Source organism: Stenotrophomonas sp. Pemsol (genome assembly GCF_003586545.1).
Classification (GTDB): domain Bacteria; phylum Pseudomonadota; class Gammaproteobacteria; order Xanthomonadales; family Xanthomonadaceae; genus Stenotrophomonas; species Stenotrophomonas sepilia.
In genome coordinates, this window is the sequence record NZ_CP025780.1 from 2891027 (window position 1) to 2912920 (window position 21894).

At 67.3% G+C, this 21894-nt stretch carries 17 protein-coding genes; 8 read left to right on the forward strand and 9 right to left on the reverse strand.

The window, feature by feature from the left end:
- Nucleotides 1-30: 30 nt before the first annotated feature.
- Nucleotides 31-513: a DUF3574 domain-containing protein gene (locus PEM_RS13375; protein WP_021202058.1), complete on the reverse strand. Its 483-nt coding sequence runs from the start codon at nucleotides 511-513 to the stop codon at nucleotides 31-33.
- Nucleotides 514-726: 213 nt separating this feature from the next.
- Between PEM_RS13375 and PEM_RS13380 the strand changes: the two genes are divergently transcribed.
- From PEM_RS13380 to otsA, 4 genes are all read left to right on the forward strand, one after another.
- On the forward strand, nucleotides 727-3162 hold the full coding sequence (locus tag PEM_RS13380) for a TonB-dependent receptor (RefSeq protein ID WP_111126877.1): 2436 nt from the start codon (nucleotides 727-729) through the stop codon (nucleotides 3160-3162).
- Nucleotides 3163-3369: 207 nt separating this feature from the next.
- Entirely contained in the window at nucleotides 3370-4128 is a 759-nt protein-coding gene (otsB, locus tag PEM_RS13385; RefSeq protein ID WP_061480563.1) for a trehalose-phosphatase, read from the forward strand.
- Nucleotides 4129-4169: 41 nt separating this feature from the next.
- Nucleotides 4170-5951 carry a glycoside hydrolase family 15 protein gene (locus PEM_RS13390; protein ID WP_053499222.1) on the forward strand — a complete coding sequence of 594 codons (1782 nt, stop codon included), beginning with the start codon at nucleotides 4170-4172 and terminating at the stop codon, nucleotides 5949-5951.
- Nucleotides 5948-7312, forward strand: coding sequence for an alpha,alpha-trehalose-phosphate synthase (UDP-forming) (otsA, locus tag PEM_RS13395; RefSeq protein WP_065178921.1), 1365 nt, complete (start codon nucleotides 5948-5950; stop codon nucleotides 7310-7312). The genes PEM_RS13390 and otsA overlap by 4 nt, the downstream gene beginning before the upstream one ends.
- A gap of 71 nt (nucleotides 7313-7383) precedes the next feature.
- Here otsA and PEM_RS13400 read toward each other — a convergent pair whose 3' ends face one another.
- The 4 genes from PEM_RS13400 to rluD are packed head-to-tail and all read right to left on the reverse strand — an operon-like array spanning nucleotide 7384 to nucleotide 10082.
- Nucleotides 7384-7821 (reverse strand): thiol-disulfide oxidoreductase DCC family protein, encoded by a 438-nt coding sequence (locus tag PEM_RS13400; protein WP_005418590.1) that lies wholly within the window; start codon nucleotides 7819-7821, stop codon nucleotides 7384-7386.
- Nucleotides 7796-8302 (reverse strand): DUF4166 domain-containing protein, encoded by a 507-nt coding sequence (locus PEM_RS13405; RefSeq protein WP_111126798.1) that lies wholly within the window; start codon nucleotides 8300-8302, stop codon nucleotides 7796-7798. The genes PEM_RS13400 and PEM_RS13405 overlap by 26 nt, the downstream gene beginning before the upstream one ends.
- 20 nt (nucleotides 8303-8322) lie before the next feature.
- Nucleotides 8323-9093 carry a peptidoglycan editing factor PgeF gene (gene pgeF, locus PEM_RS13410; protein ID WP_111126800.1) on the reverse strand — a complete coding sequence of 257 codons (771 nt, stop codon included), beginning with the start codon at nucleotides 9091-9093 and terminating at the stop codon, nucleotides 8323-8325.
- Nucleotides 9093-10082: a 23S rRNA pseudouridine(1911/1915/1917) synthase RluD gene (rluD, locus tag PEM_RS13415; RefSeq protein ID WP_083297626.1), complete on the reverse strand. Its 990-nt coding sequence runs from the start codon at nucleotides 10080-10082 to the stop codon at nucleotides 9093-9095. The genes pgeF and rluD overlap by 1 nt, the downstream gene beginning before the upstream one ends.
- A 113-nt stretch (nucleotides 10083-10195) precedes the next feature.
- Here rluD and PEM_RS13420 point away from each other — a divergent pair, with 113 nt between their 5' ends.
- Together PEM_RS13420 and PEM_RS13425 are read left to right on the forward strand one after the other, a co-directional pair.
- Nucleotides 10196-11083 (forward strand): outer membrane protein assembly factor BamD, encoded by an 888-nt coding sequence (locus PEM_RS13420; RefSeq protein WP_032960726.1) that lies wholly within the window; start codon nucleotides 10196-10198, stop codon nucleotides 11081-11083.
- Between the two features lie 199 nt (nucleotides 11084-11282).
- A complete protein-coding gene (locus tag PEM_RS13425) occupies nucleotides 11283-12488 on the forward strand; it encodes a lipase family protein (RefSeq protein ID WP_111126802.1) in 1206 nt (401 codons plus the stop codon).
- Between the two features lie 114 nt (nucleotides 12489-12602).
- Here PEM_RS13425 and PEM_RS13430 read toward each other — a convergent pair whose 3' ends face one another.
- The 3 genes from PEM_RS13430 to sucC all read right to left on the reverse strand — a co-directional run bounded on the left by PEM_RS13430 (nucleotide 12603) and on the right by sucC (nucleotide 16487).
- Nucleotides 12603-14237: an NAD+ synthase gene (locus PEM_RS13430; protein WP_069139321.1), complete on the reverse strand. Its 1635-nt coding sequence runs from the start codon at nucleotides 14235-14237 to the stop codon at nucleotides 12603-12605.
- Nucleotides 14238-14417: 180 nt separating this feature from the next.
- Nucleotides 14418-15293 carry a succinate--CoA ligase subunit alpha gene (gene sucD, locus PEM_RS13435; RefSeq protein WP_111128013.1) on the reverse strand — a complete coding sequence of 292 codons (876 nt, stop codon included), beginning with the start codon at nucleotides 15291-15293 and terminating at the stop codon, nucleotides 14418-14420.
- 24 nt (nucleotides 15294-15317) lie between these two features.
- Entirely contained in the window at nucleotides 15318-16487 is a 1170-nt protein-coding gene (sucC, locus tag PEM_RS13440) for an ADP-forming succinate--CoA ligase subunit beta (protein ID WP_005418614.1), read from the reverse strand.
- 408 nt (nucleotides 16488-16895) lie between these two features.
- Between sucC and PEM_RS13445 the strand changes: the two genes are divergently transcribed.
- The gene (locus PEM_RS13445) at nucleotides 16896-18509 is read left to right on the forward strand and encodes an ATP-binding protein (RefSeq protein ID WP_061480577.1); all 1614 of its coding nucleotides are present in this window, start codon (nucleotides 16896-16898) and stop codon (nucleotides 18507-18509) included.
- Between the two features lie 60 nt (nucleotides 18510-18569).
- Nucleotides 18570-19943 (forward strand): sigma-54 dependent transcriptional regulator, encoded by a 1374-nt coding sequence (locus tag PEM_RS13450; RefSeq protein WP_065178929.1) that lies wholly within the window; start codon nucleotides 18570-18572, stop codon nucleotides 19941-19943.
- A gap of 208 nt (nucleotides 19944-20151) precedes the next feature.
- Here PEM_RS13450 and pilB read toward each other — a convergent pair whose 3' ends face one another.
- Nucleotides 20152-21882 (reverse strand): type IV-A pilus assembly ATPase PilB, encoded by a 1731-nt coding sequence (gene pilB, locus PEM_RS13455; RefSeq protein WP_065185262.1) that lies wholly within the window; start codon nucleotides 21880-21882, stop codon nucleotides 20152-20154.
- Nucleotides 21883-21894 lie beyond the last annotated feature (12 nt).

Sequence of the window (21894 nt, forward strand, 5' to 3'; positions counted from 1 at the left end):
TCCCTGCGGCACCGCAGCGGCACCTTCAACTCAGAACGATACCTCGACCGGCTGCCGCGACCACAGCACCGACTGATGCCTGGTCTGCTGCTTCCACGCCAGGCGGATCGCTTCGATATCGGCGCGGCGCTGCGGGGTGTCCTCATGCAGCACCACCAGCACCTTGGTGCGCAGGCGGTTGGGCGCGGCATCGCCGCGGAACAGCCACTGGCCATAGGCATCGAACACGGTCAGGCCATCCGGGAAGCGCGGGGTCACTTCCTTGTCCAGGAAGGTGCGCCACTGCGCGTCGCTGATGGTGTCGGCCTGCGGGCGGTTGCCGGCGCCCTGTTCCTCGCCCACGCCGAAGTACAGCTCGCTGCGCACCCAGCCGTGCGCGGAAGACGGGCGCGCGGCGTCGCCCTTCAGTTCGGCGGTAGTGGCCGTGGCATAGGCGCTGGGCGCCTGCGATGAGAGGCTGGCGCAGCCGCTGGTGGCCAACAGCACGGCGAAGACGAGGCCAAGGTGTTTCATCGGTACAGCTCCGGGGAAGGGGGACAAGGCGAGCCGGCAGCGTACAGCGCCACCGGCCCGGCGTGCTGATGCCACCCGGGCATCAGCTCATGCCGGACCGGCAGGGCTTGCATCCGCACCGGTCATCACGCGAAGATAATATATCGCTTCATCCGGATGGATGTAAGTGAAAATATCTCCCCTTCCCCCGTCGTCGTTGTTGCTGGAGCCCCCATGTCCGCCCGCCTGCTCGCGTCGCCGCTCGGCCTCGCCATCACCCTCGCGCTTTCCTCCGCCGCCGCCCCGGCCCTGGCCCAGGACGCCACCAACCTGGATACGGTGATCGTCACCGGCACCCGTGCCGCCGACCGCACCGTGCTCGAATCCACCTCGCCGGTGGATGTGCTCACCGCCGAGGACATCCGCAAGGCGGGCGTGGTCAACGGTGAGCTGGGCAGCGCGCTGCAGGCGCTGCTGCCGTCGTTCAACTTCCCGCGCCAGTCCAACTCCGGTGGCGCCGACCATGTGCGCGCCGCGCAGCTGCGTGGCCTGTCGCCGGACCAGGTGCTGGTGCTGGTCAACGGCAAGCGCCGCCACCACACCGCGCTGGTCAACACCGACAGCAAGATCGGCAAGGGCACCACCCCGGTCGATTTCAATTCGATTCCGGTCAGCGCGATCAAGCGCATTGAAGTGCTGCGCGATGGCGCCGGGGCGCTGTACGGCTCGGACGCCGTGGCCGGCGTGATCAACGTGATCCTCGACAACGGCGGTGACGGCGGCGAGATCGAGGCGAGCTACGGCGCCAACCACACCGACCTCAAGCCGATCGGCCGCACCCTCACCGATGGCCAGACCGGCAACCTCAGCGCCAAGGTCGGCACTTCGCTGGGCGAAGACGGCGGCTTCCTGCGCGTCGGCCTGGAATACAAGCACCGCAACGGCACCAATCGCGCCGGCTTCGACCAGATTCCGCCATGGGACCAGACCCCGGGCAACCTGGCGCTGCAGGGCAAGCGCAACTATGTGCTGGGCGATGGCAAGAGCAAGGACATCAACCTGTGGCTGAACACCGAGATCCCGGTGGGCCAGACCTCGACGTTCTACGCGTTCGGTACCTTCAACCAGCGCGATACCGAAGGCGCCAACTACTTCCGCTATCCCGATGGTGATGCCAACTGGAAGCAGGTCTATCCGAACGGCTACCGGCCGATCTCCGAAGGCGAGAACCGCGACGTACAGGCCGTGGCCGGCGTGCGCGGCCAGTGGGGCGAGTGGAGCTACGACGGCAGCCTGGATTACGGCCAGAACGACTTCACCTACCGCCTGCGTGATTCGCTCAACGCGTCGCTGGGCCCGACCAGCCCGACCCGCTTCAAGACCGCCGACTACGAGTACGCGCAGACCGTGGGCAACCTCGACCTGAGCCGCGTGTTCACCCAGAGCGACAGCATCAGCCACACGCTGGGCCTGGGCGTGGAAGCGCGCCATGAGCGCTACCAGACCCGCCCCGGCGACCCGGCCAGCTATGCGGCGGGCCCGTACACCGACCGCCCGACCGGCTCGCAGGCCGGTGGCGGCCTGACCCCACAGGACGCCGCCACCCTGTCGCGCGACGTGGCCAGCGCCTATGCCAGCCTGTCCAGCCAGTTCGGCGAGAAGTTCTCCACCGATCTGGCCGCGCGCTACGAGCACAACGACGACTTCGGCGGCGAGCTGACCGGCAAGCTCGGCCTGCGCTACGAGTTCACGCCGGCGTTTGCATTGCGCGGTGCCATCTCCAACAACTTCCGCGCACCTTCACTGGCGCAGATCGGCTACGAATCCACCTCCACCGGCTATAACGCTGGTGGCCAGCTGGTGCAGGGCCGACTGCTGTCGGTCAACAATCCGATCGCGCGTGGCCTTGGCGCGCAGGACCTGAAACCGGAAAAATCCCTGAACACGTCGCTGGGCTTCACCAGCCGCATCGGCGAACACTTCGACCTCTCGCTGGACTTCTTCCAGATCGACATCGACGACCGCATCGCACTGTCGGAGAGCATCACCGGTGATGCACTGACCGGCTACGTGGCCGCCAACTACGGTGTCAGCGGCCTGCAGAGCGCCAGCTTCTTCGTCAACGCCGCCGATACCCGCACCCGTGGCGCCGAGCTGGTGAGCAACTGGCGCCAGTCGCTGGGCGATGGCCAGCTGCTGTTGACCGGCACCTATGCGTATACCAAGACCACGCTGAAGAACGTGCTGGCCACGCCGGCACAGCTGCAGGCGCTGGACCCGGATTATGTGCTGTTCGGGATTGAAGAGACCAACACGCTGACCGATGCCACACCGCGTACACGTGGCAGTTTCTCGGCTGCCTGGAGCAACGACCACTGGTCGCTGAGCAGCCGCGTGAACCGCTACGGCAGCGCCACCCGCGTGTTCAACTTCGGTGATGGCTACATCCCGCGCCAGACCTACCAGGCCAAGTGGCAGCTGGACGCGGAAGTCGAATACCGCATCAACCCGCAGTGGAGCGTGGCCATCGGCGGGCAGAACCTGACCGACAACTATCCGGATCGATCCAACAGCGATATCCACTACTTCGGCAACCTGCCGTACGACGTGCTGTCGCCGATCGGCAGCAACGGTGCGTACTACTACGGCCGCGTCCGCTATACGTTCTGATTGCATTGGACCAATCACTCCCGGTGGGTGCGGACCGTTGGTCCGCACTGCCTGGCTTCCATGCAAGCCTCCCCTTCGTGCCGACCAACGGTCGGCACCCACCGGAGGTGATCGCTCTGGGTGGGTGCCGACCGTTGGCCGGCACTAGCCCGATCCGTAGCCTGCCCTCGACCCCACGTACACGCCCGCGCTGGCAAGCTGGGCTTCATGGCTGAACCGCTCCCCCTGCGTCCGCCGCCGCCATTGCTGGATGACGCCTGCGCGTTGTTCCTTGATGTCGACGGCACCCTGATCGAATTCGCTGCACGCCCGGATGCCGTGCAGCTGCTGCCGGATGTGCGCGAAGCCATCGGCCGCATCAGCGACCGCCTGGAAGGTGCCGTGGCACTGGTCAGTGGTCGCCCGCTCGAACAGCTGGATCAACTGTTCGCTCCGCTGCAACTGCCTGCTGCGGGCCTGCATGGCCATGAACTGCGTGGGCAGGATGGTCGCGTACTGCGCGACGAACACGACGACGACACCGCCGAATGGCTGCACGCACTGCACCAGCAGGCGATGCGCTTCGCCCACGGCCATCCCGGCGTGCTGGTGGAAGACAAGGGTGTCGGCCTGGCTCTGCACTGGCGCGGCGCGCCGCATGCAGCCAGGGACGTCCGCGCCTTCGCCGACCGCCACGTGCGGGGCCGTGCCAGCTACCGCCTGCAACCCGGCGACCATGTAGTCGAATTCGTGCCCGTCGGCACCGACAAGGGCCGTGCGGTGCTTCGGATGATGCAGTACCTGCCCTTCCGCGGTCGCCTGCCGGTGTTCCTCGGCGATGACCTGACCGATGAGTTCGGTTTCGATGCCGCCAACGGCCAGCATGGCTGGAGCGTGCTGGTGGGTGAACGTGAACCCAGCGCGGCGGTGTTCGCGCTGCCCGACATACGCAGCGTGCACGCCTGGCTGCGTGAGAATGCCTATTGACCCGGCCTACCCCCACGGCCGCAACCGAGATGTACCGCGTGATGACCCAACCCGATCTTGATCTGGGCGTGGTCGGCAACGGCAGCTTCGGCGCCCTGGTCGACAAACGTGCCCGCGTTGTCTGGAGCTGCCTGCCCACCTTCGACGGCGACCCTACCTTCTGCGCGCTGCTCGGCCCCAACCAGCAGACCGGTGGCGACTTCGCCATCGAGCTGGAAGACTTCGCCAGCAGCGAGCAGGAATACCTGACCAACACGGCGATCCTGCGCACCGTGCTGCGCGACATGCACGGCGGCGAACTGGAAATCCTCGACTTCGCCCCACGCTGGCGCCAGAACGACCGTTTCTACCGCCCGGTCAGCCTGATCCGCCAGGTGCGTCCGCTGGCTGGCAGCCCGCGCATCACCGTACGCGCACGCCCGCTGGCGGACTGGGGCGCGCGCGTTCCGGAATCCACCTGGGGCAGCAACCATGTGCGCTGGGTGCTGCCCGAACACGTGCTGCGGCTGACCACCGACGTGCCGGTGCGCTTCGTGCGCGATGGCCTGCCGTTCGTGCTCAACCATCCCATCCACCTGATCCTGGGCGTGGATGAATCGCTCAACCGTTCGATCAGCGGCTATGTGCAGGAGGCCTTCCAGCGTACCCGCGATTACTGGCGCGAATGGGTGCGCTACCTGTCCATTCCGCTGGAATGGCAGGACGCGGTGATCCGCAGTGCGATCACGCTGAAGCTGTGCCAGTACGAGGACAGCGGCGCGATCATCGCGGCCATGACCACCTCCATTCCTGAAGCCCCCGGCAGCGTGCGCAACTGGGACTACCGCTACTGCTGGCTGCGTGATGCGGCGTTCGTGGTGCGGGCGCTGAACCGCCTCGGCGCCACGCGCACGATGGAACAGTTCCTCGGCTACATCTTCAACCTGGCCACCACCGACGGCACGCTGCAGCCGCTGTACGGCATCGGCTTCGAAGCCAAGCTGGACGAAGATGAGGTCCCCAGCCTGTCCGGCTACCGCGGCATGGGCCCGGTACGGCGGGGCAATCTGGCCTGGGTGCAGCGCCAGCACGATGTCTACGGCAGCGTCGTGCTGGCGTCCACGCAGCTGTTCTTCGACCGGCGCCTGCAGGACCCGGGTGATGCGCACACCTTCGCCCGCCTCGAACCCCTCGGCGAGCAGGCCTTCGCCCTGCACGACGTACCCGATGCCGGCCTGTGGGAGTTCCGCGGCCGCACCGAGGTACACACCTACACCAGCGCGATGTGCTGGGCCGCCTGCGACCGCCTGTGCAAGATCGCCGTGCGGCTGAAGCGCGATGACCGCGCCCACTACTGGCGCACACGTGCCGACACCATCCACGCGCGCATCATGGCCGAATCGTGGAGCGAAGAGCTGGGCCACTTCACCGATACCTTCGGTGGCCATCGCCTGGACGCCTCGCTGCTGCTGCTGGCCGACATCGGCTTCATCGACGCGATGGACGCCCGCTTCATCGCCACCGTCGAAGCCATCGGCCGTGACCTCAAGCACGGCAATTCGCTGTACCGCTATGTCGCTCCGGATGACTTCGGTGAGCCGGAAACCAGCTTCACCATCTGCACGTTCTGGTACATCGACGCACTGGCCGCCATCGGGCGCCTGGACGAGGCGCGCGAGATGTTCGAGCTGCTGCTGAAGCAGCGCAATCACCTGGGCCTGCTGTCGGAGGATCTGGCCTTCGACACCGGCGAGGCTTGGGGTAACTTCCCGCAGACCTATTCGCATGTCGGCCTGATCACCGCCGCGATGCGCCTGTCGCGGTCCTGGCAGGAGGCATCGTGAGTCGTCTGGTCGTGGTATCAAATCGTGTGGCCGTGCCCGGCGAGAACCGCGCAGGCGGCCTGGCGGTCGGCCTGCTGGCCGCCCTGAAGGAGCGCGGCGGCCTGTGGTTCGGCTGGAGCGGCAAGACCGTAAAGGAAGGCAGCGGCACGCTGCACCGGCAGAAGGACGGTGACATCGACTACGTCACCATGGACCTGAGCAAGCGCGAGGTCGATGGCTACTACAATGGTTTCGCCAACCGCACGTTGTGGCCATTGCTGCACTTCCGGCTGGACCTGGTCGACTACGACCGCGGCACCCGCGAGACCTACCACAAGGTCAATGCGCTGTTCGCCGACAAGCTCGCACCATTGCTGCGCGAGGACGACATCGTCTGGATCCACGACTACCACCTGATCCCGCTCGGCGCACTGCTGCGCGAGCGCGGCATCGGCTGCCGCATCGGCTTCTTCCTGCACATTCCGATGCCGTCGGCCGACCTGCTGCAGGCCATGCCCGACCACCTGCGGTTGTTCTCCGCGCTGTACGCCTACGACCTGGTCGGCTTCCAGACCCAGCGCGATGCCGATCGCTTCCAGACGTACCTGCGCCTGTTCGGTGGTGGCCGCGTGCTCGACAACGGTGAGCTGGAAGCACCCGGTGGGCGCCGATTCCGCGCGGCGGCCTTCCCCATCGGCATCGACACCGACCTGATCGCACGCCAGGCCGGCACCGCCGCGACCAAGGCCGCAGTGAAGAACCTGCGCAGCAGCCTGCGGGACCGCCAGCTGGCGATCGGCGTGGATCGCCTGGATTACTCCAAGGGCCTGCCCGAACGCTTCCTCGGCTTCGAACGCTACCTGCAGCGTCACCCCGACCAGCGCGGCTCGCTCACCTACCTGCAGATTGCGCCGGTCTCGCGCGGCGATGTCACCGAGTACCGGCAGCTGCGCAGCCAACTGGAACAGATCGCCGGCCACATCAACGGTGGCCACGCCGAGCCGGACTGGACGCCACTGCGCTACGTCAACCAGAACTTCACCCATGCCACGCTCACCGGCTTCTACCGAGCGGCGGCGGTCGGCCTGGTCACGCCGCTGCGCGATGGCATGAACCTGGTGGCCAAGGAATACGTGGCCTCGCAGGACCCGGAGGATCCCGGCGTGCTGGTGCTGTCACTGCTGGCCGGCGCCGCCGACGAATTGAAGCAGGCACTGCTGGTGAACCCGCACGACCTCGACGGCGTGGCCGACGCAATCGCCACTGCAGCGACGATGTCGCTGAGCAGGCGCAAGGAACGCTGGCACGCGATGATGGAACATCTGCGCACCTACGACATCAACCACTGGCGCCGCAGCTACCTCGACGCGCTGGAAGGCTGAAGAAAAAAGGGGACGGAGGGGATTAAGTCGTTTATGCACAAACGACTTAATCCCCTCCGTCCCCTTTTTCGTCAATCCAGGAACCGCGCGGCCTGTTCCGGTGCGGGTAGATGGCAGGTGTCATGCCGACCGAACCAGCGGTAGCGGTTGCGTGCCAGCGCGCGATACGCCGCATCACGCCAGCCGCGCGGCACGAGCCGCAGCACGCCGGCCAGGCGCCAGGCGCCGCCCAGCCCCGCAAGTACGCGCAGGATCGCATCGGTGTCGGTCCAGGCACCCTGTGCATCCAGCAGCAGGAACGACATCGGGTCCTGCGGATCCAGCCCGTGCGCGCGCAGCATCGCGCTGCCCTTCTGCCCCTGCATCGCTGCAAAGCGGTAGCGCCCCCTGCGGTCGAAACGCAGCAGGAACCGCACCCAGCGATTGCACAGTGCGCACACGCCATCGAACACGACCACCGCGCTGCCCGCCTCGGCGGCAGCGTCACTGCGGTTCGAGCCAACCTTCATAGCGGATCAGGGCTCCGGCCCAGGGCAGCGTCACATCGACCAGGAAAGTGTAGCGCTCGCCCTGCCAGGCTTCACGGCAGCGCACACCGCCGAACCAACGCGTCGGCAGCGGCAGCAGCCCGAACGCCCAGACCCGACGCACCGACCAGTCGATACCACCGTCGCGGGCCTGCAGCGCGAACTCGAAGCGCACCGCGCCCAGCTGCTCGCGCAGATGCCCGTCGTGCGCCCACAGCCGCGACACCATTGGCCAGCGGCCGAACCGCCGCGCCCACTGCTCACCCTGCCGGTAGCGGTTGAACGCCACCTCGGTGGGCAGCGCGTCACCGTCCTGTGGCAACCGCGCCAACGCAGCCAGCAGCGGCACCAGCCAGTGCCGCCCCCTCACGATGCAGGCCTGCCCTGCGTAGCGGCACGGCAACGGCGCGGCATGCAGCGCCTGCACCGGTCCTGCCAGGGTGGCAAAGGCCGGCCCCAGCACACGCGCGAACAGCGGCGCAGTCAGGGCGCGATCCAGGCCAGGGTCGCCATGCGCCCGGTGCGACGATCGCGCCGATGCGAATACAGGTCCGGGTCGGCCATCGTCGACACCGTGCCACCATACACCTGTGCCGGGTCCATCCCCGCAGACTGCAGGCGCTGCCGCGCCAGCGCGAACAGGTCCACCTTCCAGTGTCCGGGACGGGTCGCGACGAACGCCCGCTCAGCAGCGGGATCATGGCCGACGAAGGCGTGATAGACCTCCTCGCCGATCTCATAGTCGGACGGCCCGGCGGCCGGGCCCAACCAGGCCCGCAGCTGCGCCGGCGACGTCTGCATGGCGGCCACCGTGGCCTCCAGCATGCCGTCGGCCAGCCCCCGCCAGCCGGCATGGGCCGCGCCCACCTCGCTGCCGTCTGCGGCGGCGAACACCACCGGCAGGCAGTCGGCGGTCAGGATCGCCAGCACCACGCCCGGCACCGAGGTTACCGCCGCGTCGGCCACCGGCTCGCTCGCGCCGGGCGCCGGCGGTGCATCGAAGCGCAGCACGGTGCTGCTGTGCACCTGGCGCAGCCAGTGCGGTGCCGACGGCAGCGCCAGCCCCTGCTGCAGCAGCTGGCGGTTGTGCTCAACGTTGGCTGGGGTATCACCATCGGCCGCGTGCCGGTTGCCCAGGTTGAACTGCGCGAACGGCGCCGGCGAGATGCCCGCACCGTGCCGGCGCGTGGTCAGCGCATGTACGCCTGCGGGCGCCGGCCAGTCGGCCTGCAGCAACGGCAGCGCGGCCGCCATCACCAGCGGTCCCGCTCGCGGGCGGCGAAGGCTTCGCTGTCTTCGCGCAGCACCTTCATCAGGTGCAGCATGTCCTCCGGCACCGGCGCGGTGTTGCGCACCGGTTCACCGGTGATCGGGTGCATGAACTCCAGGGTCTCGGCGTGCAGGGCCTGGCGCTTGAAGCCGCGCAGCGCGGCCACCAGCTCGTCGCTGGCACCCTTGGGCAGCTTCAGCGCGCCGCCATACAGCGGGTCGCCGATGATCGGATGGCGCACGTGCGCCATGTGCACGCGGATCTGGTGGGTACGGCCGGTTTCCAGGCGGCACTCCAGCGCGGTGTGTGCCCGGAAGCGCTCGCGCAGGCGGTAGTGGGTCACCGCTTCCTTGCCGTCCTCACGCACCGCCATCTTCAGGCGGTCGCGCGGGTGGCGGTCGATCGGGGCATCGGCAGTACCACCGGCCACCAGTGCGCCCATCACGATGGCCAGGTACTGACGGTGCACGTCACGTGCCGCCAGCTGCTCGACCAGCGCGGTCTGCGCTTCCAGGGTCTTGGCCACCACCATCACGCCGCTGGTGTCCTTGTCCAGGCGGTGCACGATGCCGGCGCGCGGCAGCACCGCCACCGACGGATCGCGGAACAGCAGCGCGTTGACCAGGGTGCCGCTGTGGTTGCCGGCACCCGGATGGACCACCAGGCCGACCGGCTTGTTGATCACCAGCAGGTGCTCGTCCTCGAACAGCACGTCCAGCGGGATGTCCTCCGGCTGGGCATCGGTCTGGGTTTCCAGCACCGCGTTGAGGGTCACCACCTCGCCGCCGCGCAGCGGATCGCGCGGGCGCACCTGGGCACCGTCCAGCAGGACCTCCCCGGCCTTGATCCACTCGGTCAACCGCGAGCGCGAGTATTCGGGGAACAGTTCGGCCACGACCGCGTCGAAACGGCGGCCGGCGGCGGTGTCGGGGACGATGGCCTGGCGGGCCGATTCAGAGGGTTGTTCAGACATGGCAGGGGGCATTCTTTGAAATTTTGGGGTCCCGGCGGCCGGTTTCAGTCGCTGGACAGGACACTAGGCTATCATCGACCCTTCGTATTCCAGCCGCGTCCCGCCTCGACCCCATGATCCGACGCTCCGCCATGCTCTCCGCGCCCGTCCGCCTCACCGCCCTGCTGCTGGTGCTGGTCATCGCCGCAACCGGCTGCCATCGCGGCGCCAAGAAGGGTGATCGCCCCGATGAAGGCGTGCCGGTCGAACAGCTGTACGAGAAAAGCCACAAGCTGATGCAGGGCGGCAACTGGAGCGGCGCGGAAGCCAGCTTCCGCCGTCTGGTGGCCCAGTATCCGTACGGTCCGTACACCGAGCAGGCGATGATCGAAACCGCCTACGCCCAGTACAAGGCCGGCAAGCACGATGACGCGGTGTCCAGCATCGACCGCTTCATCCGTACCTACCCGACCCACCGCAACATTGCCTATCTGTACTACCTGCGCGGCCTGGCCAACTCCAACCGCAGTACGGTTTTCCTGCGCCGCGTATGGTCGCTGGATGCCAGCCGCCGCGACCTGTCCACGCCGCACCAGGCGTACTCGGACTTCAACATCGTGGTTGATCGTTACCCGAACAGCCGCTACGCCGCCGATGCGCGCCAGCGCATGCTGGAGCTGCGTGACGTGTTCGCCCAGCACGAGCTGGACAACGCGCTGTACTACATGCGCCGCGGCGCCTGGGTGTCAGCCGTGGGCCGCGCCAACTACCTGCTGGAAACCTACCCGCAGAGCGCCTTCCAGTACGACGCCGTGGCCGTGCTGGCCGATTCCTACACCCACCTGGGCAACAAGACCCTGGCCGACGACGCCCGCCGCGTCCTGCAGCTGAACCAGCCGGACCACCCGTGGCTGGAAGGCAAGTGGCCGAAGTACCCGTGGATGATCCGCAAGCTGAACCCGTTCGCCGGCGAGAAGTCCGCCAGCACCGGCCAGCGCAACGCGCGACTGGAAAAGAAGTAAGCGAGGGCCCCGAAAGGGGCCCTTCTTCTTTGTAGAGTCAAGCCATGCTCGACTGCTTTCCTCGTCCGCCTCCCCGCGCCGGGGCCGGCACCTAGGAATGCTACGAATCCACGGCGGATGCGACGCCGGTCGCAGCCTGCCCGGGCACGGCCATCCACACTGCAGCGCCACGGCCACACCGGCCATCACGGAGCGCCCCATGGCCCGTCTGCCCTGCTGCAGTATCCGCCCTCTGTCCTGCCTCCTCGCCATCGCGCTGCTGGCGCTGACCTCGGCGCCGCCGGCCGCCGCACAGGACGCAGCGGGCGATCTGCTGTCCGCAGCCCCCTATCGCGCCACCTGGGTGCCGTCCCAGGCCGCCCAGGCCTACAAACTGCACTACCGCACCCCTGACCACCGCGGGCAGCTGGCCGAAGGCACCGGCCTGCTGTACCTGCCCGCCGGCACGCCGCCCATCGGCGGTTGGCCGGTGGTGTCGTGGGCGCATGGCACCCAGGGCATTGCGGATCGTTGTGCGCCCTCGGTCTCCGGCCCCTACCAACCCGAACGCGACGGGCGCTTTCTCGATCGGTTCCTGGCACAGGGCTATGCAGTGGTCGCCGCGGATTACCAGGGCCTCGGAAGCTCAGGCGACCATGCCTATCTGCATGTGCGCACTGCCGCGCGCAACGCCATCGACATGATCAAGGCCAGCCGCCAGTACCTCGGCAACGGGACGCTGTCGCCGCGCTGGGTCTCGGTCGGCCATTCGCAGGGCGGTGCCGCCGCGCTCACGGCGGGCCACATCGCCCCCACCTATGGTGGACCGTCGCTGCAGTACCGCGGCAGCTTCACCACCGGCACGCCCACCGCAGTCGAACTGACCGCGCTGGTGATGAAGCCGGACAACCGCACCGCCAATCCGGGCGCGCTCAACGCGTATCACGCGTATCTGCTCGATGGCCTGCTGCAGGTCGCGCCGCAGATCGACCGCGTCCTCAGCGATGAAGGCCGCGCGCGGGTGGCGGTGGCACGCGAGCAGTGCCTGGGCGAACTGGCCACCACGCTGGACGGCGCCGACACCGGCAGCATGTTCACTGAGCCGCTGGCCAGCGTGCCGGGCATCTGGGCGGTGCTGTACGACTATCTCGGCGTACCGCGCCGCGGCTTCAGCCAACCGCTGATGTTGGGCCATGGCAGCCAGGACCGCGATGTGCCCTACCTGACCACCCTGCTGTACGCCGCTGGGCTGGCCCTGCGAGGCGAGCCGGTCGCGTTCCGGCGCTACCCCGTCGACCACCGGGGCACGCTGGACGCAGCGGCGGCCGATGGCCTGCGGTTCGTACGTGCGCGACTGGGGGACGATCCCTTCAACGACGCTGCGGAAACCGCCGGTCTCGAACAGTTGCTCGACGGAGTCCGGTAGATCCACGCCAAGCGTGGATGATCTTCGACCATCGTGCGGACCAAGCTCCGCACCCACCGGGGAGGGGCCAACGGGTTGCCGGCCAGCGGCCGGCACGACCCGCCAAGCGCTGCCTCAGCCCTTGTAGCCGTTGCTGATCGGGTAGCGCCGCTCGCGGCCGAACGCGCGGCGCGAGACCTTCGGCCCCGGCGCGGCCTGGTGCCGCTTCCACTCGCTGATGCGCACCAGGCGCAGCACGCGGTCGACCACGGCTGCGTCGTAGCCGGCGGCCACGATCTCGCCGCGCGACTGCTCCTGGTCGATGTAGCGGTAGAGGATGCCGTCCAGCACGTCATAGGCCGGCAACGAGTCCTGGTCCAGCTGGTTCTCGCGCAGCTCGGCCGACGGCGGGCGACTGATCACCGCCGGCGGGATCACCGGTGCGCCGCCCACGGTATTGCGCCACTTGGACAGGCCGAACACTTCGGTCTTGTACAGGTCCTTCAGTGGCGCATAGCCACCGCACATGTCGCCGTAGATGGTGGCGTAGCCGACCGCGTACTCGCTCTTGTTGCCGGTGGTCAGCAGCAGGCCACCGAACTTGTTGGCCAGCGCCATCAGGATCACGCCGCGGCTGCGCGACTGCAGGTTCTCTTCGGTCACGTCCGGCGCGGTGCCTTCGAACATCGGCGCCAGCGATTCCATCAGGCCCTTGAACGCCGGCTCGATCGACACAGCCTCAAGCTTCACCCCCAGCGCCCGGCACTGCTCGGCGGCCAGGTCGTTGGACAGGCCGGCGGTGTAGCGCGAGGGCAGGCGCACGGCGGTCACGTTCTCCGCGCCCATCGCATCCACGGCCAATGCCAGCACCAGGGCCGAGTCGATGCCACCGGAAAGGCCCAGCCACACCTTCCTGAAGCCGTTCTTGCGGCAATAGTCCTGGATGCCACGGGTCACCGCGCGCCAGGCCAGCGCGTCCATGCTCTCGTCGCCGTCGTCCATCCACACATGCGGCATGAAGCGGCGGGTCTCACCGTCATACTCCACCACCAGCCACTGGTCGACGAAGGCAGCAGCGGCCGGGTGCACCGTGCCATCACCATCCGCCACCACCGAAGCACCGTCGAACACCAGCGCATCCTGGCCGCCCACCACGTTGAGGTAAGCGATGGCCACCCCGCTCTCGCGGGTACGCGCGGCCAGCACGGCGTCGCGCTGGGCGTGCTTGCCACGCTCGTAGGGCGAAGCATTCGGCACCACCACCAGCTGCGCACCCGCGCGCGTGGTGTCGGCCAGCGGCTCGGCGAACCACAGGTCCTCGCAGATCAGCAGGCCGACCGGAATGCCATTGACCTCAAACACGCAGCTGCCACCATCCGGATCGACGTCGAAGTAGCGGCGCTCGTCGAAGACCGCGTAGTTGGGCAGTTCGCGCTTGCGGTAGGTCTGCTCGACCAGGCCGTCACGCAGTACGCTGGCAGCGTTGTAGACCACCGCGCCAGCCGCCTGCGGCCAGCCGACCACGGCGGTGATGCCACGGCAGGCGGTGGCGATGCGGGTCATCGCCTGCTCGCACTCGTACAGGAAACCCGGGCGCAGCAGCAGGTCCTCCGGCGGGTAGCCGCTCACCGCCAGCTCGGGGAACATCACCAGCTCGGCGCCGTACTCATCGCGCGCCTGGCCGATCATCTCGATGATGCGCTCGGTGTTGCCGGCGACGTCGCCGACTGGGAAGTCGAACTGCGCCATCGCGATGCGGATCGAAGCCATGGGAATCCAGCCTGTGGTTGCAATGCTTCCATTGTAACGCCGGGGTCAGATCCCTTTTGCATGGCAAAAGGGGTCTGACCGCATGCCAGACGCAGAAAGGCCGCCCAAAGGCGGCCCTTCTGTTTCAGGCAGCCGGCCAGCGGCCGGCTCTACAGCGTCGTCTGCGCGAGGCAGTCGATCTTATTTCATCAGCTTGGCGATGGCGGCGCCCAGGTCGCCCGGCGAACGGACGGTGACCACGCCAGCCGCTTCCATCGCGGCGAACTTGCCTTCCGCGGTGCCCTTGCCGCCCGAGGCGATCGCGCCCGCGTGACCCATGCGCTTGCCGGCCGGAGCCGACGCACCGGCGATGAAACCGACGACCGGCTTCTTCACGTGGTTCTTGATGTACTCGGCGCCGGCTTCTTCGGCGTCACCGCCGATCTCGCCGACCATGATGATGCCTTCGGTCTGCGGGTCTTCGTTGAACAGCTTCAGGCAGTCGACGAAGTTCAGTCCGTTGATCGGGTCACCGCCGATGCCGATGCAGGTGGACTGGCCCAGGCCGACTTCGGTGGTCTGCTTGACCGCTTCATAGGTCAGGGTGCCCGAACGCGACACGATGCCGATCTTGCCCGGCTTGTGGATGTGGCCCGGCATGATGCCGATCTTGCACTCGCCCGGCGTGATGACGCCCGGGCAGTTCGGCCCGATCAGCACGGTGTCCGGGTAGGAACGGGTCAGCACGTTCTTCACGCGCAGCATGTCCAGCACCGGGATGCCTTCGGTGATGCAGACGATGACCTTGATGCCGGCAGCCGCAGCTTCCAGGATCGCGTCGGCCGCGAACGGCGGCGGCACGTAGATGACCGAAGCGTTGGCGCCGGTGCTCTGCACGGCGTCGGCAACGGTGTTGAAGACCGGCAGGTCGATGTGGGTGGTGCCACCCTTGCCCGGGGTCACGCCGCCAACAACCTGGGTGCCGTACTCGATCATCTGAGTGGCGTGGAAGGTGCCCTGCTGGCCGGTGAAGCCCTGCACGATCACCTTGGTGTTCTTGTTAATCAAAACAGACATGGGAATTTCCTTCGGTGTCGTGGATCAGGCGGCGTTCTTGACCGCTTCAACGACCTTCTTGGCGCCGTCGTTGATGTTGTCAGCCGGGATGATGGCCATGCCGCTGTCACGCAGCAGCTGCTTGCCCTCTTCCACGTTGGTGCCTTCCAGGCGCACCACGACCGGAACCTTGACGCCCACTTCCTTCACGGCGGCGATGATGCCTTCGGCAATCATGTCGCAGCGGACGATGCCGCCGAAGATGTTGACGAAGATGCCTTCAACCTTGTCCGAGGACAGGATCAGCTTGAACGCTTCGATGACGCGCTGCTTGTTCGCACCGCCGCCCACGTCCAGGAAGTTCGCCGGCTCGCCGCCGTTGAGCTTGATGACGTCCATGGTGGCCATGGCCAGGCCGGCACCGTTCACCATGCAGCCGATGTTGCCGTCCATGGTGACGTAGTTGATGTCCAGCTCCGAAGCGGTCACTTCGGTTTCATCTTCCTGGGACTTGTCGCGCATCGCGACCAGTTCCTTGTGGCGGAAGTTGGCGTTGTCGTCGCTGTTGAACTTGCCGTCCAGCGCGTACAGGTTGCCATCGTCCAGGATCGCCAGCGGGTTGATCTCAACCAGCGCCAGGTCCTTCTCGTTGAAGATGCGGTACAGGTTCACCATGATGTTGGCGAACTGGCCGGCCTGCTTGGCGGTCAGGCCCATCTTGAAGCCGATGTCACGGCCGTGGTAACCCTGCACGCCCTCGACGAAGTCCACGTTCAGGGTGTGGATCTTGTCCGGGGTCTCGGCAGCGACCTGCTCGATTTCCATGCCGCCTTCGGAAGAGGCGATGTAGCTGATGGTGCGGGTGCCGCGATCCACCAGGACCGACAGGTACAGCTCCTTGACGATCTCACCGGCGGTGGTCACCAGCACCAGGTTGATCGGCAGCTCGACGCCGGCGGTCTGGTAGGTGGCCATCTTGGTGCCGAGCATCTTGGCCGCTGCGGCCTTCACGTCGTCGACGGTCTTGCAGAACTTGACGCCGCCAGCCTTGCCGCGGCCGCCAGCGTGGATCTGCGCCTTGACCATCCAGGGGCCCTGGCCCAGCGACTGGGCGACTTCAACCGCCTCGTCCGGGGTCGCCGCGACCTTGCCGGCCGGGACCGGGATGCCGTATTCGGCAAGCAGTTGTTTTGCCTGGTATTCGTGGAAATTCATGCGTCACCGTGGGAATAGGAACGACCGCACGCAATTCCTCAGGGCCCCCTGGAAGAGGCACCGGCACGGACCGCGGCGGGCCCACTATTGTGGCCGAGCCGGCGCCGGGGCGCAAAGAAGTCTGTACAAAACGCCAGACCCGGCCAGATTTCCGCCGTCATTCAGGCAGTTGCGCCCGGGGGCCGGCTGGCCAGCGGTATCCACCCCAGGCCAAATGCGCGATCCGGGCCGCAGCGGCGGGCCCCTGCCGGGGGCCCTATACTGGTCAGCCAGGGTGTGTAGCGTCGGGGGTGCTCGACGGTTTTCCACCGCAGGCCACATCGAAGCGACGTACCGCCCGGCCTCAGGGGACGCCGGGCAGGCCCGCCGCAGATTCCAGACCCAGGCAGCCAGAAGGGGAGTTCCGGCGTGTCACCCAGTGCTTCATTGATCGACCGCATCGAATCGATTCCGCGGCGTGAGCTGTATTTCTTCGCGCTGTACCGGGTGCTGATCGCTTCGGTCATCGCCGCCCTGCTCTACAGCCCGCTGTCGGCCATGGTCGGCGAAGCCCACCACCCGCGGCTGGCCGACACCGTCGCCGCCATCTACCTGGTGCTGTCGCTGCTGGCGCTGGTGATCGGCCGCAACGAACGCTGGCTGCGCCCGATCGTGGTCAGCGGCGTGCTGGTGGACATCGTCGCCGCCACCCTGTTGTCGCATGCCCTGCCGGGTGCCAGCGCCGGCATCTCGATGTCGCTGCTGTTCAACATCGCCGCTGCCGCCACCCTGCTGCCGCTCAGCCTGGGGCTGGGCCTGGCACTGGCCGCCAGCCTCGCCACCGGCGTGGAATACACCTGGAAGCTGCTGGAAGGCGGCGATCCCACCCGTACCCTGGCCGAACTGGCCATGTTCGCCACCAGCTACCTGGCGCTGGCCTTCATCAGTTACCAGGTCGGCAGCCGCGCGCGTCGCAACCAGCAGCTGGCCAACCAGCGCGGCGACGAAGTAGCCAACCTGTTCCAGATCAACGAGCTGATCATCCGCCGCATGCGCACCGGCGTGCTGGTAGTCGACGCCGACAACCGTGTCACCCTGGCCAACGAGGCCGCCTCGATGCTGCTCGGTGACAGCGACGGCAGCGGCGAAAGCGGCCGCCTGGACCTGGCCAGCGCCGCCCCGGAACTGGCCCGTCGCCTGCAGCGCTGGCGCAACGGCTGGGCGCAGGACGAACTGCCGCTGCAGCTCAACCCCGACCAGCCCGAAGTGCAGCCCCGCTTTGCGCGCCTGCTGGCCGGCAGCGAGCTGGCCCTGGTGTTCCTGGACGACTCCAGCGTGGTCTCGCGCCGTGCCGAGTCGCTCACCCTGTCAGCAATGGGGCGCTTCTCGGCCAGCCTCGCCCACGAGATCCGCAACCCGCTGGCCGCGATCAACTACGCGGTGCAGCTGCTGGAAGAAGGCACCGGCTTCAACGAAAGCGACCGCCGCCTGCTGCAGATCATCCGCCAGCAGTGCCAGCGCACCAACGGCATCGTCGAAAGCGTGCTGGGCCTGGCCCGGCGCGAGCGCGCCACGCCCGAAAACGTCGACCTGGCCGCCTTCGTGCGCCGCTTCGTGCTGGAGTACAAGCAGGGGCAGACGCTGGAGACCGACAGCATCGAGCCGATCATCAACGACACCTCGGTGCTGGCCCAGGTCGACAGCAAGCACCTCTACCAGGTGCTGACCGTGCTGGTGCACAACGCGCTCAAGTACGGGCGCATCGGCCAGCAACCGGCGCGGGTGCGCCTGCGCGTGGCGCAGCACGAGCGCAGTGCGGTGATCGACGTGATGGATCGTGGCCCCGGTATTCCCGAGAGTGTCGCCGCGCAGTTGTTCCGGCCGTTCTTCACCACCTCCGAGCACGGCACCGGGCTGGGCCTGTACATCGCCCGCGAGCTGTGCCGGGCCAACCAGGCGCGGCTGGACTACATTCCGGTGCCCGCCGGTGGCTCCTGCTTCCGCCTGGTGCTGCCCGGCCCGCATACGTTGTTGCCCACCTGATCTCGATTCTGTGCGTCAAACATTTGTCGCTTCCAGCCCCCTCGTTTATCTTTCACGCCCATGAACGAAACCCGCAGCGCCCTCGTCGTCGACGACGAACGCGACATCCGCGAACTGCTGGTACTCACGCTCGGCCGCATGGGGCTGCGCATCAGTACCGCAGCCAACCTTGCCGAAGCGCGCGAACTGCTGGCCAGCAATCCGTACGACCTGTGCATCACCGACATGCGCCTGCCGGACGGCAACGGCATCGAGCTGGTCAGCGAGATCGCCCAGCACTACCCGCGCACGCCGGTGGCGATGATCACTGCCTTTGGCAGCATGGACCTGGCGGTGGAAGCGCTGAAGGCCGGCGCCTTCGATTTCGTCAGCAAGCCGGTGGACATCGCCGTGTTGCGTGGCCTGGTCAAGCACGCGCTGGAACTCAACAACACCGAGCGCCCCGTGCCCGGCCCTGCCGCCGAACAGGGCGCACGCCTGCTTGGCGACTCGCCGGCCATGGACGTGCTGCGTACCACCATCGGCAAGGTCGCGCGCAGCCAGGCGCCGGTCTACATCCTCGGTGAATCCGGCGTGGGCAAGGAGCTGGTCGCGCGCACCATCCATGCCCAGGGTGCCCGCGCGGCCGGCCCGTTCGTGCCGGTCAACTGCGGCGCCATTCCCGGCGAGCTGATGGAGAGCGAATTCTTCGGCCACCGCAAGGGCAGCTTCAGCGGCGCCCACGCCGACAAGCCCGGGCTGTTCCAGGCCGCGCATGGCGGCACCCTGTTCCTGGACGAAGTGGCCGAGCTGCCCCTGCAGATGCAGGTGAAGCTGCTGCGCGCGATCCAGGAAAAATCGGTGCGCGCGGTCGGTGCGGCCAACGAAGAGCCGGTGGACGTGCGCATCCTCTCGGCCACCCACAAGGACCTGGCCGAACTGGTCGAGGACGGCCGTTTCCGCCACGACCTCTACTACCGCATCAACGTGATCGAACTGAGGGTGCCGCCGCTGCGCGAGCGTCGCCAGGACCTGCCGGAACTGGCCGCGTCGGTGCTGGCACGGCTGGCCCGCAGCCATGGCCGCCCGACGCCGTTGCTGGCGCCGTCGGCACTGGACGCACTGGCCCAGTACGCCTTCCCCGGCAACGTGCGTGAACTGGAGAACATCCTGGAGCGTGCACTGGCACTGGCCGAAGAAGACCGCATCGGCGCCGACGACCTGCGCCTGCCGCAACATGCCCCGCGCACGCCCGGCAGCGCAGCACATGCCGAAGCCGTTGCCGACCTGCAGCCCGGCAACGCCGCCCTGCCCTCGTACATCGAACAGCTCGAGCGCAGCGCCATCCAGCGCGCGCTGGAAGAAAACCGCTGGAACAAGACCCGCACCGCCGCGCAGCTGGGCATCACCTTCCGTGCGCTGCGCTACAAGCTGAAGAAGTTGGGCATGGAGTAAGGACAGGGCCCGACGCGGGCCCGCCAACCTGGTAGTGCCGGCCGCTGGCCGGCAACCTCATGCATCACGGCATGCACGCATGGCGTGGATCTACCCACCAATGTGGTAGTGCCGGCCGCTGGCCGGCAACCTCATGCATCGCGGCATCCACGCATGGCGTGGATCTACTGTAGAGCCGAGCCCATGCTCGGCTGCTCTCCGGGCTACCTCAATCCTTGGTAACGCGGTTGATCTCGGCCAGGCTGGTGATGCCCGCAGCGGCCTTCTTCAACGCCGACTGGCGCAGATCGTTCACCCCGATCTGCTGCGCGGCCTCGGCAATCTGCAACGCATTGCCGCCAGCCAACACGATCGTGGCGATCTCGTCGGTCATCGGCATCACCTGGTAGATACCGGTACGGCCCTTGTAGCCCTCGGTGCACTCATCACAGCCGACCGCCTCGTACAGCTCGATACCCGCGTCCAGCTGCGCCTGGGTGAAGCCTTCGGCCAGCAGCGCATGCTCGGGCAGATTGGCCGGGCGCTTGCAGTTGCTGCACAGCCGGCGCGCCAGGCGCTGCGCGATCACCAGCGTCACCGAGCTGGTGATGTTGTACGGCGCGATGCCCATGTTCATCAGGCGCGCGATGGTCTGCGGCGCGTCGTTGGTATGCAGCGTGGACAGCACCATGTGGCCGGTCTGCGCCGCCTTGATCGCGATCTCGGCCGTTTCCAGGTCGCGGATTTCGCCGACCATGATGATGTCCGGATCCTGTCGCAGGAACGAGCGCAGTGCCGCGGCAAAGGTCATGCCGCGCTTGTTGTTCTGCTGCACCTGGTTGACACCGGGCAGGCGGATTTCCACCGGGTCTTCGGCGGTGGAGATGTTGCGCGTCTCGTCGTTGAGGATGCCCAGCGCGGTGTACAGCGACACGGTCTTACCCGAACCGGTCGGGCCGGTCACCAGCACCATGCCGTACGGCTTGTGGATGGCTTCCAGGAACAGTTTCTGCTGGTCCGGCTCGTAACCCAGCTTGTCGATGCCCAGCTTGGCCGCGCTGCCGTCCAGGATACGCAGCACCACCTTCTCGCCGAACAGGGTCGGCAGCGTGCTCACGCGGAAGTCGATCTGCTTGGTCTTGGACAGGTTGAGCTTGATGCGTCCGTCCTGCGGCACGCGCTTCTCGGCGATGTCCAGCTGCGCCATCACCTTCAGGCGTGCGGCGATGCGCTGGTTCAGCTTCACCGGCGCGCGCGCCACCATCTTCAGCAGGCCGTCGATGCGCAGGCGCACGCGGTAGTCGTCTTCATAGGGCTCGAAGTGGATGTCCGAGGCGCCCTTGCGGATCGCGTCCACCAGCACCTTGTTGACGAACTTCACCACCGGGGTGTCGTCGCCCTTGGCATCGATGCCGGAGTCGCCGCCGGCGCCGAGATCCTCGTCTCCGGCTGCAACATCGAGGTTGCCCATGCCATCGTCGTCACCGCCCAGCGCGTCGCCCAGCGTGTCATGGCTGGCATGCCACTGCTCGAGCGTGCGGCGGATCTGGTCTTCATCCACCAGGATCGGCTCCACCACCAGGTTGGTGTGGAACTTGATCTCGTCCAGCGAATGCGTCGGGTTGCTGGTGCCCACGAACAGCTTGCCGCCGCGCTTGAACAGCGGCAGCACGTTGTGCTTGCGCAGCAGCTCCTCGCTGACCAGGCTCATCGCGTTCTGGCTGGCGTCGAACGTGGACACGTCGAACAGCGGCATGCCGAACTCGACCGCATTGGCGGCCGCCAACTGGGCCGCCCCGACCACCTTGTTCTGCGCGAACCAGGTCGGCAGCGGCTGGCGGGCCGCAGCGGCCTTGGCCATCGCGTCGCGGGCGGAAGCCTCGTCGAGTGCCCCATCCTGGACCAGGCGGCGGGCCAGACCGGTGATGCCGACGAGATTGGCGGTGGTTACGGCGTTCATATGGATCCTTGG